This is a genomic window from Rhodococcus sp. Q1, from assembly GCF_004153645.1.
GTDB lineage: Bacteria > Actinomycetota > Actinomycetes > Mycobacteriales > Mycobacteriaceae > Rhodococcus > Rhodococcus gordoniae.
In genome coordinates this window covers 387,497-403,833 of sequence record NZ_SDMJ01000003.1, presented here as the reverse complement: position 1 = coordinate 403,833, position 16,337 = coordinate 387,497, and the positions used below count along the sequence as shown (strand labels likewise).

19 protein-coding genes are annotated in these 16,337 nt (G+C 69.8%); 3 read left to right on the top strand and 16 right to left on the bottom strand.

The genetic code is table 11. The features are described from left to right. Positions 1-28: 28 nt before the first annotated feature. The 7 genes from EQ874_RS10430 to EQ874_RS10400 form a co-directional block, all read right to left on the bottom strand. Complete coding sequence (locus tag EQ874_RS10430; RefSeq protein ID WP_016935410.1) at positions 29-520, bottom strand: hypothetical protein; 492 nt, start codon at positions 518-520, stop codon at positions 29-31. An 8-nt stretch (positions 521-528) separates the two neighbouring features. Further along, positions 529-1,842 carry a dihydroorotase gene (locus EQ874_RS10425; protein ID WP_064064929.1) on the bottom strand — a complete coding sequence of 438 codons (1,314 nt, stop codon included), beginning with the start codon at positions 1,840-1,842 and terminating at the stop codon, positions 529-531. A 44-nt stretch (positions 1,843-1,886) separates the two neighbouring features. Further along, the gene (locus EQ874_RS10420) at positions 1,887-2,828 is read right to left on the bottom strand and encodes an aspartate carbamoyltransferase catalytic subunit (protein WP_016934774.1); all 942 of its coding nucleotides are present in this window, start codon (positions 2,826-2,828) and stop codon (positions 1,887-1,889) included. Beyond that, entirely contained in the window at positions 2,825-3,463 is a 639-nt protein-coding gene (gene pyrR / locus EQ874_RS10415; RefSeq protein ID WP_026003434.1) for a bifunctional pyr operon transcriptional regulator/uracil phosphoribosyltransferase PyrR, read from the bottom strand. The genes EQ874_RS10420 and pyrR overlap by 4 nt, the downstream gene beginning before the upstream one ends. Before the next feature lie 211 nt (positions 3,464-3,674). Next, on the bottom strand, positions 3,675-4,184 hold the full coding sequence (nusB, locus tag EQ874_RS10410; protein WP_129976693.1) for a transcription antitermination factor NusB: 510 nt from the start codon (positions 4,182-4,184) through the stop codon (positions 3,675-3,677). Continuing rightward, positions 4,185-4,748, bottom strand: coding sequence for an elongation factor P (gene efp / locus EQ874_RS10405; protein WP_016934777.1), 564 nt, complete (start codon positions 4,746-4,748; stop codon positions 4,185-4,187). A gap of 34 nt (positions 4,749-4,782) precedes the next feature. Continuing rightward, positions 4,783-5,880, bottom strand: a complete 1,098-nt coding sequence (locus tag EQ874_RS10400; RefSeq protein WP_129976692.1) for an aminopeptidase P family protein — start codon at positions 5,878-5,880, stop codon at positions 4,783-4,785. Between the two features lie 75 nt (positions 5,881-5,955). Here EQ874_RS10400 and EQ874_RS10395 point away from each other — a divergent pair, with 75 nt between their 5' ends. Together EQ874_RS10395 and EQ874_RS10390 are read left to right on the top strand one after the other, a co-directional pair. After that, positions 5,956-6,540: a B-4DMT family transporter gene (locus EQ874_RS10395; RefSeq protein ID WP_064064931.1), complete on the top strand. Its 585-nt coding sequence runs from the start codon at positions 5,956-5,958 to the stop codon at positions 6,538-6,540. Between the two features lie 78 nt (positions 6,541-6,618). Next, positions 6,619-7,230 (top strand): TIGR03086 family metal-binding protein, encoded by a 612-nt coding sequence (locus EQ874_RS10390; protein ID WP_016935103.1) that lies wholly within the window; start codon positions 6,619-6,621, stop codon positions 7,228-7,230. Between the two features lie 3 nt (positions 7,231-7,233). On the opposite strand, the gene aroB is transcribed toward EQ874_RS10390, so the two are convergent. Genes aroB through EQ874_RS10370 form a run of 4 tightly spaced genes read right to left on the bottom strand, consistent with a single transcriptional unit; the run spans position 7,234 to position 10,764 of the window. Further along, complete coding sequence (gene aroB / locus EQ874_RS10385; protein WP_129976691.1) at positions 7,234-8,343, bottom strand: 3-dehydroquinate synthase; 1,110 nt, start codon at positions 8,341-8,343, stop codon at positions 7,234-7,236. After that, entirely contained in the window at positions 8,340-8,906 is a 567-nt protein-coding gene (locus EQ874_RS10380; protein WP_064064934.1) for a shikimate kinase, read from the bottom strand. Before EQ874_RS10380 ends, aroB begins: the two co-directional genes overlap by 4 nt. 4 nt (positions 8,907-8,910) lie before the next feature. Continuing rightward, positions 8,911-10,098: a chorismate synthase gene (gene aroC / locus EQ874_RS10375; RefSeq protein WP_064064935.1), complete on the bottom strand. Its 1,188-nt coding sequence runs from the start codon at positions 10,096-10,098 to the stop codon at positions 8,911-8,913. Between the two features lie 48 nt (positions 10,099-10,146). Next, on the bottom strand, positions 10,147-10,764 hold the full coding sequence (locus EQ874_RS10370; protein WP_129976690.1) for an A24 family peptidase: 618 nt from the start codon (positions 10,762-10,764) through the stop codon (positions 10,147-10,149). 164 nt (positions 10,765-10,928) lie between these two features. Here EQ874_RS10370 and EQ874_RS10365 point away from each other — a divergent pair, with 164 nt between their 5' ends. Next, positions 10,929-11,309, top strand: coding sequence for a DUF1622 domain-containing protein (locus EQ874_RS10365; protein ID WP_129976689.1), 381 nt, complete (start codon positions 10,929-10,931; stop codon positions 11,307-11,309). Here EQ874_RS10365 and EQ874_RS10360 read toward each other — a convergent pair. The 5 genes from EQ874_RS10360 to ruvX all read right to left on the bottom strand — a co-directional run bounded on the left by EQ874_RS10360 (position 11,302) and on the right by ruvX (position 16,335). After that, complete coding sequence (locus EQ874_RS10360; protein WP_129976688.1) at positions 11,302-12,537, bottom strand: RNA polymerase sigma factor; 1,236 nt, start codon at positions 12,535-12,537, stop codon at positions 11,302-11,304. The two genes, EQ874_RS10365 and EQ874_RS10360, sit on opposite strands and share 8 nt — an antisense overlap. A 13-nt stretch (positions 12,538-12,550) precedes the next feature. After that, on the bottom strand, positions 12,551-12,907 hold the full coding sequence (locus tag EQ874_RS10355; RefSeq protein WP_016934267.1) for a YciI family protein: 357 nt from the start codon (positions 12,905-12,907) through the stop codon (positions 12,551-12,553). Between the two features lie 200 nt (positions 12,908-13,107). Beyond that, positions 13,108-13,962, bottom strand: a complete 855-nt coding sequence (locus EQ874_RS10350) for a shikimate dehydrogenase (RefSeq protein ID WP_064064940.1) — start codon at positions 13,960-13,962, stop codon at positions 13,108-13,110. Beyond that, positions 13,952-15,820: an endolytic transglycosylase MltG gene (locus EQ874_RS10345; RefSeq protein WP_129976687.1), complete on the bottom strand. Its 1,869-nt coding sequence runs from the start codon at positions 15,818-15,820 to the stop codon at positions 13,952-13,954. The genes EQ874_RS10350 and EQ874_RS10345 overlap by 11 nt, the downstream gene beginning before the upstream one ends. Further along, positions 15,817-16,335, bottom strand: a complete 519-nt coding sequence (ruvX, locus tag EQ874_RS10340; protein WP_016934264.1) for a Holliday junction resolvase RuvX — start codon at positions 16,333-16,335, stop codon at positions 15,817-15,819. The genes EQ874_RS10345 and ruvX overlap by 4 nt, the downstream gene beginning before the upstream one ends. Positions 16,336-16,337 lie beyond the last annotated feature (2 nt).

Below are 16,337 nucleotides of genomic sequence, written 5' to 3'. Positions count from 1 at the left end.
CGTCATCGTCGTTGTGATCGTCACCGTCTCAAGATCTTTCGTCGTTCCCGTTCGTCCAGAGCGGGTAGATCGACTTGTCGTCGCCGCGGAAGCCCGTGTCGATCTCGGTCCCCGAGGGCAGCTCCCAGCGGATGACCAGCACCCCGTCCTTGGACATGACCTTGCCTGCCAGCCCGCGCTCGGTGCGGATCGCGCGGATCGAATCCTGCGGGATCCAGATCGGGGATGCACCGTCGCGTTCGAGCAGGACACCGGATCGGTAGCGCGACAGTTCCGCGTTCGCGCGGTGTCCGAGGTCGCCGACCGCGACGCGGTCCTGCCAGCTCGGCGCGAGGGTGCTGCCGACGTACAGGCCCGTGCTCGGCTCGACGAGCCGCTCCCCCAGCTCCGCGGGCACGGTCGGCAATTCGCCGACGGCGTCCTGCTGCCGGCGGGCGCGTCCCTTCCAGCCCTTCCACATCAGCAGGACGAGCACGACCCACAGCGCGAGGAAACCGACGGTGAGAAAAAGGCGATCCATGCCGGTTCCTACCTTTCGCCCGTGCGTGGGAACACCTCACCGTCGCGGGCGGTGATCCGCCCGCGCAACACGGTGGTGGTGACCCGGCCCGGCAGGGTCATGTCTTCGTACGGCGTGTTGTGGGAGATGCTCGCGAGGTCGGGGCCGTGCACCGTCCACTCGGTGTCCGGGTCGACGAGCACGACGTTCGCGGGCTCGCCCACGTCGAGCGGCCGGCCCTGGTCGTCGAGGCCCACGATCTGCGCGGGACGCTCGCTCATCACCTTCGCGACGCCGCGCCAGTCCAGCAGCCCGGGCCGGACCATCGTCTCGATCACGACGGACAACGCCGTCTCCAGTCCGAGCATTCCCGGACGTGCCTGCGAGAACTCGCAGCACTTGTCCTGTTCGGCGTGCGGGGCGTGGTCGGTGGCCACACAGTCGATGGTCCCGTCGGCCAGTCCGCGTCGCAGTGCCTCGACGTCGCTCCGCTCCCGCAGGGGCGGGTTGACCCGGTTGATGCCGTCGTAGCTCTCGAGACGCGAGTCGTCGAGGAGCAGGTGGTGCGGCGTGACCTCGGCGCTGATCGCGATGCCCTGCGAGCGTGCCCAGCGGACGAGCTCGACCGTCCCGGCCGTGGAAGCGTGGCAGATGTGCACGCGCGCCCCGGCGTCGCGGGCGAGCAGCGCGTCGCGGGCGACGATGGACTCCTCGGCGGCGCGCGGCCAGCCGGCCAGGCCGAGCCGCGCCGCGGTCGGTCCCTCGTGGGCGACGGCACCGACGGTCAGACGCGGTTCCTCGGCGTGCTGGGCGATGAGCACCCCGAGCGAGGCGGAGTATTCGAGCGCGCGACGCATGAGCAGCGGATCGTAGACGCACTTGCCGTCGTCGGAGAACATCCGCACTCCGCCGACACCGGCGGCCATCGTGCCCATCTCGGCGAGCTGCTTGCCCTCGAGCCCGACGGTGACGGCACCGACGGGGTGGACGTCGACGAGCCCGACCTCGCGGCCGCGGCGCCACACGTGATCGGTGACGACCACCGAGTCGGCGACCGGATCGGTATTGGCCATGGCGAAGACCGCGGTGTACCCGCCGCGCGCCGCGGCGGCCGAGCCGGAGTCGACGGTCTCGGTGTCCTCCCGGCCGGGCTCGCGCAGATGCGTATGCAGGTCGACGAAGCCCGGGAGCATGATCTGCCCCGTGCCGTCGACGATCTCCGCGTCGTCGCCGACCTCGAGGTCGGTTCCGACGGCGAGGATCTGCTCGTCGCCGAGCAGCACGTCGACCGGATCGCCCTCGCCGTAGAGGCGGACGTTGCGGATGAGCACCTGCGGCGTCACCTGTGTGTCTCCTGTTCCTGTATCTCCCGGGCGGGAAGTGTGGGTCACGACAGGTTCCCTTCCGTCCCCACGAGCAGGCGGAAGAGCACCGCCATCCGCACGTGGACACCGTTGCTCACCTGTTGCAGCACCGCGCTCTGCGGGGCGTCTGCGACCGGGAAACCGATCTCCATGCCCCGGAGCATCGGGCCCGGATGCAGGATCACGGCATGGTCCGGCAGCAGCGCCGCGCGCGTGGCGTTGAGCCCGTACCGGATCGAGTACTCGCGCGCGGACGGGAAGAACCCGCCGTTCATCCGCTCGGCCTGCACCCGCAGCATCATCACCGCGTCGAGGGTGGGGAGTTCCGCCTCGAGCGAATCGGCGACCGTCACCGGCCAGGTCTCCACGCCCACCGGAAGCAGGGTGCGGGGCGCGACGAGAACGACCTCGGCGCCGAGCATGCTCAGCAGCAGCGCATTCGACCGGGCCACCCGGCTGTGCAGTACGTCGCCGACGATGCCGATGCGGCGGCCTTCGATCGATCCGAGGCGCTGACGCAGGGTGAGCGCATCGAGCAGCGCCTGTGTGGGATGTTCGTGGGTGCCGTCGCCGGCGTTGACCACGGCCGGACCGGACCCGGATTCGTCGGTCCACTGCGCGATCCGGTGTGCGGCACCGGAAGCGGAGTGGCGGACCACGAGGGCGTCGGCGCCGGCGGCGTGCAGGGTCAGCGCGGTGTCGCGCAGCGATTCGCCCTTCTTCACCGACGAACTCGACGCCGAGACGTTGATGACGTCGGCACTCATCCACTTGCCGGCGACCTCGAAGGACACACGGGTGCGGGTGGAGTTCTCGTAGAAGACGGTCATGATGGTGCGGCCGCGCAGCGTGGGAAGCTTACGCACCTCACGCCCGAGCAGTGCCTGCTCGAACCGCTCGGCTTCGTCGAGAAGCCCCGTCGCGGAGTCCTTCGTCAGATCCGCGATGGTGAGCAGGTGTTTCACTGAGCCTTGCCTCCGGAGATCTCGACGGCGTCGCGCCCGTCGTGTTCGGTGAGCAGTACGCGGACATCCTCGGTGCGTGCGGTGGGCACGTTCTTCCCGACGTAATCGGCCCGCAGCGGAAGTTCGCGATGGCCGCGGTCGACGAGCACCGCGAGCTGGACGGCGCGGGGGCGACCGAGATCGCGCAGGGCATCGAGCGCGGCACGGACGGAGCGTCCCGAGAACAGGACGTCGTCGACGAGCACGACGAGGGTGTTGTCGACCCCACCCTCGGGCACCGAGGTGCGCTCGAGCGGTCGATGCGGCTTCGTGCGGAGGTCGTCGCGATAGAGCGTGATGTCGAGCGAACCCACCGGGACCCGGACACCGGCGAATTCCTCGATGCGCTCGGCGAGTCGCTGAGCGAGAGTGATCCCGCGGGTGGGGATTCCGAGGAGCACGACACGCGGCGCGTCGTCGGGAGTGTCGAGCGCGGTCTTCTCGATGATCTGATGTGCGATCCGGGCGATCGTCCGATGGACGTCGGCGGCGGAGAGCAGCTCGCGGGCCGGCACGGCGGTACCGGACGACGCAGCAGGAGTGGAGGAAGACTCGGTGGGGGTAGAAGCTGTGGACCCGTCCTCGGACACGGCCATGCAGCGACCTCCTTCTCCGCCTCACTGGACGGATCGTTAAAGGATGCCTGACGGTTGTCGAGCCTATCAGCGTCGACGTCCGCCTCGGCACGGATGGTGGGTGAAGCGCAACACAGACCTCCCGGACGCCGGAGTGGGCCCGGCAGGAACATTCCCGCCGGGCCCACTCACGGTGCCTCGTGTCGTCGCTCGCCCCGACAGGGTGACGAACTCAGGACTCGTCCGACTCCCGGTCCTGCGACGCCTGCGCCGGCCGGGCGAGGGTGGCAGCGGCAGCTGCGCGCACCTGGTCGGCGACGGCGACGATCTGCCCGAGTACTCCGTTGACGAAGGCGGGCGAGTCGTCCGTGGACAGCTGCTTGGCCAGCTCGACCGCTTCGTCGACCGCCACCACGGGCGGCACGTCGGTCGCGTGGAAGAGTTCCCAGACCGCGATGCGCAGGATCGCGCGGTCGACGGCGGGAAGCCGGTCCAGGGTCCATTCGTGCAGGTGGTCGGCGATCACCCGATCGGTCTCGTCGAGGTTCTCGGCGACACCGCGGATGATGGTCTGCGCGTATGCCGGCACCGGTGCGACCTGGTCGTCGTCGATCGCGAGTTCGACGCGATCGGCGGCGAGGTCGACGGGATGCACGTCGCGGGCCTCCGCCTCGAAGAGCAGATCCACGGCGCGCTTGCGGGCCTTGTGGCGGGCCCCGAGCTTCTTCTGGTTACCGGACACTCAGGAATTCACTCGCCCGAGGTAGTTGCCGTCGCGGGAATCGACCTTGAGCTTGTCGCCGGTGTTGATGAACAGCGGGACCTGGATCTCGGCGCCGGTCTCGAGAGTCGCGGGCTTGGTGCCGCCGGTGGAGCGGTCGCCCTGCAGGCCGGGATCGGTGTGCTGGACGACGAGCTCGACCGTGACCGGGAGCTCCACGAACAGCGGGACGTCCTCGTGCGTCGCGACCTGGACGGGCATGTTCTCGAGCAGGAAGTCGGCGCTGGTACCGAGCAGCTCGGGCGAGATGGTGATCTGGTCGTAGGTCTCGCCGTCCATGAAGACGTAGTCGGTGCCGTCGTTGTAGAGGTAGGTCATGTCGCGGCGATCGACGGTGGCGGTCTCGACCTTGACACCGGCATTCCAGGTCTTGTCGACGGTCTTGCCCGACGTCACATTCTTGAGCTTCGTACGCACGAAGGCAGGGCCCTTGCCCGGCTTGACGTGCTGGAACTCGATGATCTGCCAGAGCTGTCCGTCGATTTTCAGAACGAGGCCGTTCTTGAAGTCACTGGTATCAGCCACTTGGTTCGTGTCTCCTAGGGTCGAGGAACCGCCCTCAAACGACGGTCAATGTCTTGTCGGTGAGCGTGAGCAACTCCGGAGTATGCTCCCGCACCACGAGCGTGTCTTCGATCCGCACGCCTCCGCGCCCCGAGAAGTACACACCCGGCTCGACGGTCACCGCCGCACCGGCGACAAGTGTACCGGTCGCCGCCGCACCGATCCCGGGCGCTTCGTGGATCTCGAGCCCGACTCCGTGGCCGAGCCCGTGCAGGAACAGCTCGCCGTAGCCGGCCTCGGCGATCACCGTGCGCGCGGCGGCGTCCACCGCGGAGCATTCGGCACCGGGTGCGAGCGCCTCGCGACCGGCCTGCTGTGCACGCAGGACCAGCTCGTACAGGTCGCGCTGCCAGTCCGCCGCCCGGCCGAGCACGTAGGTGCGCGTCATGTCGGAGTGGTAACCCCCGATTCGGGCACCGAAGTCGAGTTTGACGAAGTCGCCCTCCACGAGGACCGCGGAGGTGGGCCGGTGGTGGGGTACGGCGGAGTTCGCGCCTGCGGCGACGATCGTCTCGAAGGAGATCCCGTCGGCGCCGTGCCCGAACATGCGCCATTCGAGGTCGCGCGCCACCTCCTTCTCGGTACGCCCCGGGCGCAGCCCGCCCGCCGCGAGGAGATCCGCCAATGCGCGGTCGGCCGCGCCGCACGCGTCGCGCAGCAGGCCGATCTCGTGTTCGTCCTTGACGGCGCGCAGCTGCTCGACGAGTCCCGGAGTGGGGACGAAGCGGACGGGGACGTCGAGCTCGTCCCACCGGGCCCTCTCGTCGACAGTGACCAAGTGGCTCTCGAATCCCCAACGCGCAGCGTCGGTTCCGAACTCGGTGATGAGCCGGGCCGCCGACGACCGGGCGATCACGGCGCGCAGATCGGGGACCTGCTCCTCCACCTGCGTGACGTAGCGGCCGTCGGTGCAGACGACGGTGCGGGTCTCGTCCGCATCGTCCACCGTGGAGACGATCAGCGCCGCGTTGGAACCCGTGAAACCCGTGAGATATCGGATATCGGTCAGACCGGTCACCAGCAGCGCGTCGAGATCGCGGTCGGCGAGCAGCGCACGCAGCGCTCGGCGACGGGAAGCGTGGTCGGCAGACATATCGCTCAACCTACCGCGACGGCAGCTGTGGGACGGGACACACTGTCGGCTTCGCCACCCGTTACGCTGAGGTACATGAAACCCTGGTTGCTTCGCGGACTCGGGCTCGCCCTCGTCCACGTGGTCGTGCGCGTCCTGCTCGGTGCCGCTCTCATCCAGTGGCCGTTGCAGGGATCGGTCCTGCGCTGGCTGGGCTTCGCCGTGGTGGTGATCGCCGCGTTCGTCTGGGCCGGTCTCGACGGCATCCGCGACCACCGCGCGCATCCCGACCCCGACGAGGGCGACGACCTGACGATGCGCTGGCTCGCCGCCGGCGCGGTCACCGCCATCGTCGGCGGAGTCCTCACGTGGCTCGTCGATACGGTCACCCCGGTGCCGGTGGGCGTGACGTCCCTGTTCTTCGAGATCACCTCCGGTGCCGCGTTCACCGTGCTGCTGGTGTTCCTGCCGGCGATGGCCGCGGTCACCTCGGGCAGGTTCTTCGCGCGCCGGAGCGAGCGCAAGGCCGCGCGTGACGACGACTGGTCGGTCCATCGGGAGCACCACGCGCCCGCAGGTGTGGGAGCGGCGGCGCCCGCGGGTTCGGCGCAGGCCGACCCTGCCTGGCGCACCGACGACTCCCCCACCGAGGTGTTCCCGAGGGTCGATCCGAAGCAGTAGGCCCCTCGGCAGGCGGCAGGTGCTCAGTTTTCCGGGTGGTGACGGTCGGTACCTACAGCCGACCTCGAGGAGCTTCCCATGACCGACACCACCGAGATGCTCGACCTGACTCCCGCCACCCGCCGCATGGAGCGCATCCTGGCGGGCATCGACGACGCGCAGCTGACAGGACCGACGCCGTGTTCCGACACTTCCGTCGGGGTGCTCGTCGACCATGTGCTCGGACTGTCGCTCGCGTTCACGGCGGCAGCGCGCAAGGACCACGGACCGTACACCGACACCCCACCGCAGCTCACGAGCGAACTACAGCCGGACTGGCGTCGCCTCGTACCCGATCGGCTCGCCGACCTCGGCCGGGCGTGGAAAGAGCCCACAGCCTGGGAGGGCACGACCCGCGCGGGCGGACTCGACCTTCCGGCGGCGGTCGCCGGACTCGTCGCCCTCGACGAACTCGTCGTCCACGGCTGGGATCTCGCGGTCGCCACGGGACAGCCGTACACCTGCGAGTCCGACGAGATCGCAGCGTGCACCGCCTTCGCGGAGAGCATCACCGAGGCGGAACGCGTCGGCGACGGGGGTGGTCTGTTCGGTCCTGCCGTCCGGGTGGGCGACGACGCGTCGCCACTGGACCGCCTGATCGGACTCACCGGGCGCGACCCGTCGTGGAGACCACCCTCGTCGACGAGGTGACTGCTAGAGCAGCACGGTTCCCGCGTCGGCCTTGCCCTGTCGCGCGACCTCGGAGTAGGCCGCCGCGAGCAGGGTGGGATCGGGTCCTTCGAGCCTGCCGGGCTTCGCGAGTCCGTCGAGGACGACGAAGCGCAGCATGCCGACACGGTTCTTCTTGTCGGTCTGCATACCCTCGAGCAGATCGCCGAAGGCGTCGGGATCGTAGGTCGTGGGCAGGCCGACGGATTCGAGGATCGCGCGGTGCCGGTCGGCGGTGGCGTCGTCGAGGCGCCCGGCGAGCCGGCCCAGTTCGGCTGCGAACACCAGGCCCACCGACACGGCGGCGCCGTGACGCCAGCGGTACCGCTCGCGACGCTCGATGGCATGCCCGAGGGTGTGGCCGTAGTTGAGGATCTCGCGCAGGCTCGACTCCTTGAGGTCGGCCGCGACCACCTTCGCCTTGACCTCGACCGAACGCCGGATCAGCTCGGGCAGCACCGTCCCGGCGGGATCGAGCGCGGCCTCGGGGTTCTCCTCGATCAGGTCGAGGATGACCGGATCGGCGATGAAGCCGGTCTTGACGACCTCGGCCAGACCGGCCACGATCTCGTTGCGCGGCACCGTCTCGAGGGTGGCGAGATCGACGAACACCGCGGACGGTTCGTGGAACGATCCGACGAGGTTCTTCCCCGCCTCGGTGTTGATGCCGGTCTTGCCGCCCACCGCGGCATCGACCATCGCCAGCAGGGTGGTGGGGATGTGGTAGACGCGCACACCGCGCATCCACGTCGCGGCGACGAATCCGGCCAGGTCGGTGGCGGCGCCGCCGCCGAGGCTGACGACGGCGTCCGAGCGGGTCAGCCCGATGCGGCCGAGAACCTCCCAGCAGAAGCCGGCGACGGCGAGTTCCTTGCCGTCCTCGGCGTCGGGAATCTCGATGCGGTGCGCGTCGATGCCGGTCTCGGCCAGCGCCTCCCGCACGGCCTCCGCCGTCGCGGTGAGCGTCGGCTGGTGGAAGATCGCGACGGTCCGCGTGCCGGACAGTTCTTCGACGACGTCGCCGAGCAGTCCCCGGCCGATGATCACCGGATAGGGCTGGGCGGTCTCGACGTCGATGCGTACCGGTTCGGTCACGGTGTGGGGCTCCGATCCTCGCTGATGGTCTGGCTGGTAGCGGTGTCCGCTGCTTCGAGTTTGGCAAGCACCTGCTGGACGACCCGCCCGGGGCTGCGGCCGTCGGTGCGCACCCGGATGGTCGCCGCCTGCCGGTACAACGGACGGCGACGACGCATGAGGTCGCGGTACTTCTGGGCCGGGTCGCCGCCGGCCAGCAACGGCCGGGTTCCGGCGGCTCCGACCGCGCCGGTGCGGCGCAGTCCCTCCGACACGCTGATCTCGAGGTAGACGACGGTCTGACCGGCGAGTCGCGCACGGGTGCGTTCCGACAGGATCGCACCCCCACCGAGGGACACCACCCCGTCGTGGGTGTCGAGGGCCCGCGCGACCACCTCTTCCTCGATCTCCCGGAAGGCGGGTTCGCCGTCCTGCGAGAAGATCTCGGGGATCGTCCGGCCGGTCACGCGCTCGATCTCGGCGTCGGTGTCGAGCAGCGGCAGGTCGAGTGCGTTCGCGACCCGACGGCCGATCGTCGACTTGCCCGCTCCCGGCGGGCCGATGAGTACCAGGCGAGGCGACATGGGATCACCGCGGCGGCCGCGCCGCGATGCCCTTCAGGTAGTGGTCGATGTTGCTCACGGTCTCGGCGAGCGAGTCGCCGCCGAACTTCTCGAGGGCGGCCTGCGCGACGACGAGTGCGACCATCGCCTCGGCGACGACACCCGCCGCGGGCACCGCGCACACGTCGGAGCGCTGGTGGATCGCGACGGCCTCGTCGCCCGTGGTCATGTCGACCGTCGACAGGGCGCGCGGCACCGTGGAGATCGGCTTCATCGCCGCGCGCACCCTCAGGGCCTCGCCGTTGGTCATGCCGCCTTCGAGGCCACCGGCACGGTTGCTCGAACGGAGCACACCGTCGGGACCGGGCTTCATCTCGTCGTGGGCGGCACTGCCGCGTCGGCGCGCGGTCTCGAAGCCGTCGCCGACCTCCACACCCTTGATGGCCTGGATCCCCATGAGGGCGGCGGCCAGTCGCGCGTCGAGACGGTCGGCGCCGCTGACGAACGAGCCGAGGCCCACGGGCAGCCCGTGCACCACGACCTCGACGATTCCGCCGAGGGTGTCGCCGTCGCGCTTCGCAGCCTCGATCTCGGCGATCATGGACTCTTCGGCGGCCTTGTCGTAGGCGCGCACGGGGCTCGCGTCGATCGCGGCGAGATCATCGGCGCCGGGTTCGGGGCCGACATAGGGATCGGACGCGCCGATGGAGATGACGTGCGAGACGACCTCGGCCCCGAATGCCTGGCGCAGGAAGTTCCGGGCGACGGTGCCGGCCGCCACGCGTGCTGCGGTCTCCCGGGCGCTGGCGCGCTCGAGGACGGGACGGGCGTCGTCGAAGCCGTACTTGAGCATGCCCGCGAAGTCGGCGTGGCCGGGCCGGGGGCGGGACAGCGGCGCGTTGCGCGCCTGTCCTGCGAGCAGTTCGGGATCGACCGGGTCGGAGGCCATGATGGTCTCCCACTTGGGCCACTCGGTGTTGCCGATCTCGATCGCGATGGGGCCGCCCAGGGTGCGTCCGTGCCGGACACCGCCGATCACAGTGACCTTGTCGGCCTCGAACTTCATGCGTGCGCCGCGGCCGTAGCCCAGTCGCCGGCGCGCGAGTTGCTCCGAGATGTCGTTCGACGTCACCTCGACTCCGGCGACCATCCCCTCGAGCATCGCGACGAGGGCGGGACCATGGGATTCTCCAGCAGTTATCCAGCGCAGCACAGGTCCATCCTTCCATGTTCGCCCGCCGCCTCGACATACCGCCCCTGGTCAACCCGGCACGATCGACGCCAGTGCCGCGGCGGCACACATCGACGGTCCGTGTGGAAGCGCACGCGGAACGGCCCTCGCTCCCCCGCGACCGGCCGCCCGGAACCGCAGAAACAGGGCCGCACCTGCGGTGAGGACGGGTGGGAGCAGGGCACCGAGCAGCACCGCCGAGGGCCCGGCAAGTCCGGTGACCGCGCCGAGCCCGAGGGCGAGTTTGACGTCGCCCGCGCCCAGTGACCGCGGCACCGTCAGATGGGTGATGAGCAACGGCGCCGCGAGCAGGAGGGCGCCGGCGAAGGCGGCCCGCCCCTGTCCCGTCGCGGCGGCGACGCCGAGGATCGCTCCTGCTCCCCCGAGGGTCAGCACGTTCGGCAGACGCCGCACGAGCAGATCCACCGTGCTCAGACACACGCACCACCATCCGAACACCATCACTCCGATCGTCGTGGCGCCGGCGGTTGCAGCGACCACGACGAGTGCGACTCCCACGCAGGCCAGCTCGCACAGTCCCGGTGGCGGTCGACGTCGGGCCAGCAACCCCGCCGAAACCCGCACGATCACTCCCGCGCCCAGCCCGAGAACCGCCGTCGCGAGCACGCCTGTCGCCTCCCCTGTCATGCCCCGGAGCGTGCACCCCACGCCCACCCGGCAGCGGGCTCGCGCGGGGTCCGGCCCGGCTTCTGTGGATACGACAGGGTCCTGTGGACAAAGCCGCACGGGACGGCGATCGTCCTGCAAGGATTGCCGCAGTCTGTCGGATCCGGTCGGAAGGTTCTGGTCGAATGGAGATTTCGTCGCTGCTCGAACACGTGGGCACGGTCATCGACGTCGTCGGAGTAGGCGTCATGGTGATCGGCGCGCTGGCGGCGACCTGGCTCGCGGCGACCGCGCGGCGACGCACCCCGGAGGCGGAGATCTACGAACCGTACCGGCGCAATCTCGGCCGATCGATCCTGCTCGGCCTCGAATTCCTGGTCGCCGCCGACATCATCAAGACCGTCGCCGTCACACCCACCTTCACGTCGGTGGGCGTGCTGGCGGTCATCGTGCTCATCCGCACCTTCCTGAGCTGGTCGCTGCAACTGGAGATCGACGGCCGGTGGCCGTGGCAGCGTTCGGTGCCCGAGACCGAGAGCGCGCCCGGCACGACGTCTGTCAGCTGAGCTCGTCGCGCCGCCGCAGCAGATGGGCACGTTCGACCGCGTTCTCCGTCCGCGCGGCGGCGATGCCGTACGCGACGCTCGCCTCGGTGGTCCTTCCGAGGCGTCTCAGCAGATCGGCCCGCGCCGCGTGGAAGACGTGATAGCGATCGAGATCGAGGCGGTCGACGATGTCGAGTGCCGCAGCGGGACCGTCCACTTCGGCGAGTGCGACGGCCCGGTGCAACGCGACGACCGGCGTGGGGCCCGAGGCCATCAGCAGGTCGTAGAGCGCGACGATCTGCGCCCAGTCGGTGTCGTCGATCGTGGCCGCGTCGGCGTGCACGGCCGCGATGGCGGCCTGGATCTGACAGGGCCCAGGCCTGTTCCAGCGCAGGGTGCGTCGCACGAGCGCCTGCCCCTCGTCGATCAGGGTTCGGTCCCACAGCGATCGGTCCTGGTCGGCGAGCAGCACGAGCCCGCCGTCGGGTCCCGTCCGCGCCGCGCGTCGGGACTCGCCGAGGAGCATCAGGGCGAGCAGTCCCGTGGTCTCGGGATCGTCCGGGACGAGCCGGACCAGCAGTCGGCCCAGGCGCACGGCCTCCGCGCACAGGTCGGCGTCGGCGAGTTCGGGCCCACCACTTGCGGTGTGGCCTTCCGTGTACACGAGATAGAGCACGGATCGGACGGCGTCGAGACGCTCGGGTAGATCGTCGGGGGACGGTATGCGGAACGGGATACGCGCGTCGCGGATCTTTCGCTTGGCGCGCGAGATCCGTTGTCCCATGGTCGGTTCCGGAACCAAGAAAGCGCGGGCGATCTGCGCCGTGGTCAACCCGCAGAGCAGGCGCAGCGTCAGGGCGACACGTGACTCCGGCGCGAGCGCCGGATGGCAGCAGGTGAAGATCAGCCGGAGCCGGTCGTCGGGAATCTCGGGAGAGGCGACCGCCTCGGGGTCGAGTGCCGCGCCGGACGCCGGGTGGAGCAGATCCGCCTCGGCGTGCTTGACCGAACGTGCCGTCTCCCGTCGTGCCCTGTCGATCGCCCGGCGACGGGCGGTGGTGATGATCCATCCGGCCGGACTCGGCGGGATCCCCTCCGTCGGCCACCGCTCGGCGGCAGTCGAGAAGGCATCCTGTACCGCGTCTTCGGCGACATCGATGTCGCCGAAGACGCGGTACAGGACGGCGACCGCCCGACCGTACTCCTCGCGGAAGACGCGTTCGATGTCTGCGGTGGACGGATCGGTCATCGCTGTATGCGCGTCATCCGGCGCAGGAACCGAAGGCCAGCGGCCGTACCTCGACGGGCAGCGTGGTGGCCTCCGCGAGACCGCGTGCCCACCTCAGCGCCTCGTCCAGGTCGGGCACGTCGAGGATGTCGAAGCCACCGAGGTGCTCCTTGCCCTCGATGTACGGACCGTCGGTCGTCACCACGCGCCCCTCGTCGGTACGCACGACCGTGGCGGTGTCCGGTGGGTGCAACCCACCGGAGAACACCCAGATGCCCGCCTCCCGGATCTCGTTCTGCCAGGCCTCGACCTTCTTCATGATCGGTTCGAGGAACTCCGGAGACGGCGGCTCACCGTCCGGTTGGTAGATGCTCAGCAGGTACTGCGCCATGTCGGGGTCCTTCCCTCCACGGCCGGCGGATCCGGCCTCTCATCCTCCATACGAACGGTAAGGCGCGGATTCGACACCTGGCACGGAAAAGACCGTCGGTCCGACCCGCCGCCCTCGCACATGGTCGGTATCGGACCCCTCGTCCGCATCCATGGATGAAGACGGTGCGGATCGCCACGACCCCGGGGCCGCGCGGGTCCTCAGGCCGGATGCGGAGAATTCATGTCCAGCCCGACGGCGCGGGCCATCGCCGCGCGCGGGGCGGGTAGTCCGGTGAACTGTTCGACCTGCCCGAAGGCCTGGTTCAGGAGCATGTGCAGACCGCTGACGACGCAGCCCCCACGTGCCTCGGCTGCCTTCGCCAGGGGCGTGGGCCAGGGATCGTAGATCGCGTCGAGGATGCAGGGCGCGTGCGCGAGCGTCTCCGCGTACGGTGCCGCCGCGGGCGCGGGCACGGTGCTCACGAGCGCACCCGCCTCGGCGCAGACCCGGGCGAGTTCCGGCGCATCGAACGAGAGCCATCGGGCCTCGATGTCGTCCCCGAGGCAGTCGAACGTCGCGCGGGCCTTCTCCTCGGAACGCGCGACGACGATCACCGAACGCACACCGAGGTCGGTGAGCCCGACCAGCGCCGGTCGCGCGGTGCCACCCGACCCGACGACGACCGCCGCCGCATCGGACAGATCGCCGACCCCGGCCGACCGCAATGCCCCCGACACACCGTCGACGTCGGTGCAGTCGGCCCGCCACCCGTTCTCGATACGGACGAGGGTGTTCGCCGAACCGATCGTCACAGCCCGCTCGGTGCGTTCGGTGGCGAATTCGAGTGCCGCGAACTTGCCGGGCATCGTGACGGACAGGCCGACCCATTCCTCACCGAGTGAGGACACGAGTCCCGGCAGCTGCTCGCCGGTGCATTCGACGCGTTCGTAGGTCCACTCGGCCAGCCCGAGTGCCCGGTACGCCGCGAGATGCAGCAGGGGCGACTTCGAGTGCGCGATGGGTTTCCCGAGGACCGCCGCCCTCCGGACACCCGACCTCGGATCAGCGGCCACTGTCGAGGATCCCGCTCGCGAGTGCCAGTTCGGTGTTCTGCAGGTGCTCCTCGTAGGAGTTCGCGAAGAGCGTGGTGCCCTTGTCGTCGATCGTCACGAAGTAGATCCATTCCCCCGGTTCCGGGTTCTCCATCGCCTGCAACGCGCCGATACTCGGCGAGGAGATGGGCGTCGCCGGCAGACCGACCTTCGCGTAGGTGTTCCAGGGGGTCACCCGGCCGCGATCGGCGTCGGTGGTCGCGAGTTCGGTCTCGTCGAGTTCGTAGTTGACCGTCGAGTCGAACTGGAGCATCTGATCGATCTCGAGCCTGTTGAGGATCACGCGGGCGACCTTCGCGAAATCCTGTGGCAGTGCCTCGCGTTCGACCAGCGACGCGGAGATGAGCATCTCGTAGGGGGTCAGGCCCACCCGCGCGGCCGCATCGGTGATCCCGGTGGAGTCGTAGCTCGTAGCACTCTCCGAGACCAGGCGGGCAAGGATCTCGACGGGTTCGGCAGTGGGATCGAAATCCCAGCTGCCTGCGGCGATGAGGCCCTCGAGCTGTCGTCGCCTGTCGGGCACGTTCGCCACCGCATCGCGCGCCCATTCGGGAACGCCGAGGGCCTGCAGATCCGGAGTGGATCCGGCCGCGTCGAGTTCCTCGTAGGTGATGCAGTTCTCGGCGGCGGCGTCGCCGTGGCAGCTCGCCTCGGCGATGAGTGTGTAGATGCCCTTGCGAACGGCGCCCGTGTTGACGTCGCGGATGTCGTGCAGCTGACGTCCCTCGGAAATGACGAGCGCCCCCACCCGGCTGGCCGGGTCGACGAGCGCCGCGACGGCGTCGACGGCGGGAATGTTGGTGGGCACCTGATAGAAGCCGGGATGCAGGGAGTTCATCCCCGAGTTCTGCACGGCCGCTTCGTAGAAAGCGGCGGAACTCGCCACGACGCCCTTGTCGACGAATTCGCTGCCGATCTCCCCGGCGGTGTCGCCCGGGGCGACCTGGACGACGACGGCGGGACCGGCGGGTCCGGTGAAGTCGGGTGGGAGGTCGGGGCCGAGGAGCCGATCGTAGGCGAGGTAACCGCCACCTGCTACGACGAGCAGGAGAATCGCCGCGGCGAGCGCCCCGACGACCCGTCCACGTCTCTTGCGCTTGCGCGCCTTCGGATCGCGGCGCGCGGGATGATCCGAACCGCCGACCGCGGCAGGCACCGCGCGCTGTTCGGCGGTGTCGTCGTCGGCGTCGTCCGCATCGTCGTCGACGTAGTCGGCATAGTCGTCGCGCCGATCGGTGTCCCGGTAATCGTCGCGTGCGGCGTAGGAGTAGCCGCCCGGATACTCGTCGTCGAGGTGTCCGCCGTCGTCGTAACCCCGCTCGCCGTAACCCTGCTCGCCGTAACCCTGCCCGCCGTAACCCTGCCCGCCGTAGTCCTGCCCGCCGTAGTCCTGGTCCGCATAATCGTCGTCGACGTATCCCTGTTCGGGGCGACCGGCCGTGGCATGCGGGTGGTACCCCGGGGTGCCTGACGGTGGACCGTCGACCGTGCCCGGCGGTGGGCCGTCGAACGCCCCCGGACCGAAGTTCAGGACCGTGGTCTCGTGGTCGTCCGGACCAGGACGACCGGCGCTCGGCGCCCCGCCGGAGTGGCCTTCACCGTACGGATCGCCGGCGTGGGGATCGTGCCCGTACGCATCGCGCGCGTAGGGGTCGGGTGCGTACGGGTCGTCGTACCTGTAACCCCGGTCGGACCGCTGCGGGTCAGCGGGTCCGGTGCGATCGACCGGAGGTTGCGTGTACCCACCGGCGTAGGGATCTGCGAACAGATCCTCCCGCCCGTTCTCCGAATGGTCGTCGTGTCGTCCGTGCCGGCTCACCGGCTGCCCCCCGCGTCACGCCCCGACTCGTTCACTACCGAACTCCGCTCGTCCAACCAACCCTGCAAGATGGCCACGGCGGCAGCCTGGTCGATGACCGGCCGCGCGCCTCGCGCACTCACCCCGCTCTCGCGGAGGGCGCGCGCCGCAGTGACCGTCGTGAAACGTTCGTCGGCCAGGCGCACGGGAACGTCGGGTAGGGCACGGCGAAGTCGACGCGCGAAGTCGCTCGCCAGTTTCGCAGCCTTGCCGGGCTCACCGCGCAGTGTCTGCGGCAGCCCGACGATAACCTCAACAGCCTCGTATTCCCTAACGATCTCGATGATGCGCCGGATATCGGGTGCGTCGGGTCCGCGTTCCTTGGACCGCGGCACCGTCTCGACCGGGGTGGCGAGGATGCCGTCGGGGTCGCTGGAGGCGACCCCGATCCGGACGCTGCCGACGTCGACTGCGATGCGGCGACCACGGCCGGGATCGTCCGCTCCGGGGCGATCGGGGCGCGGCGGTTCGGCCACGC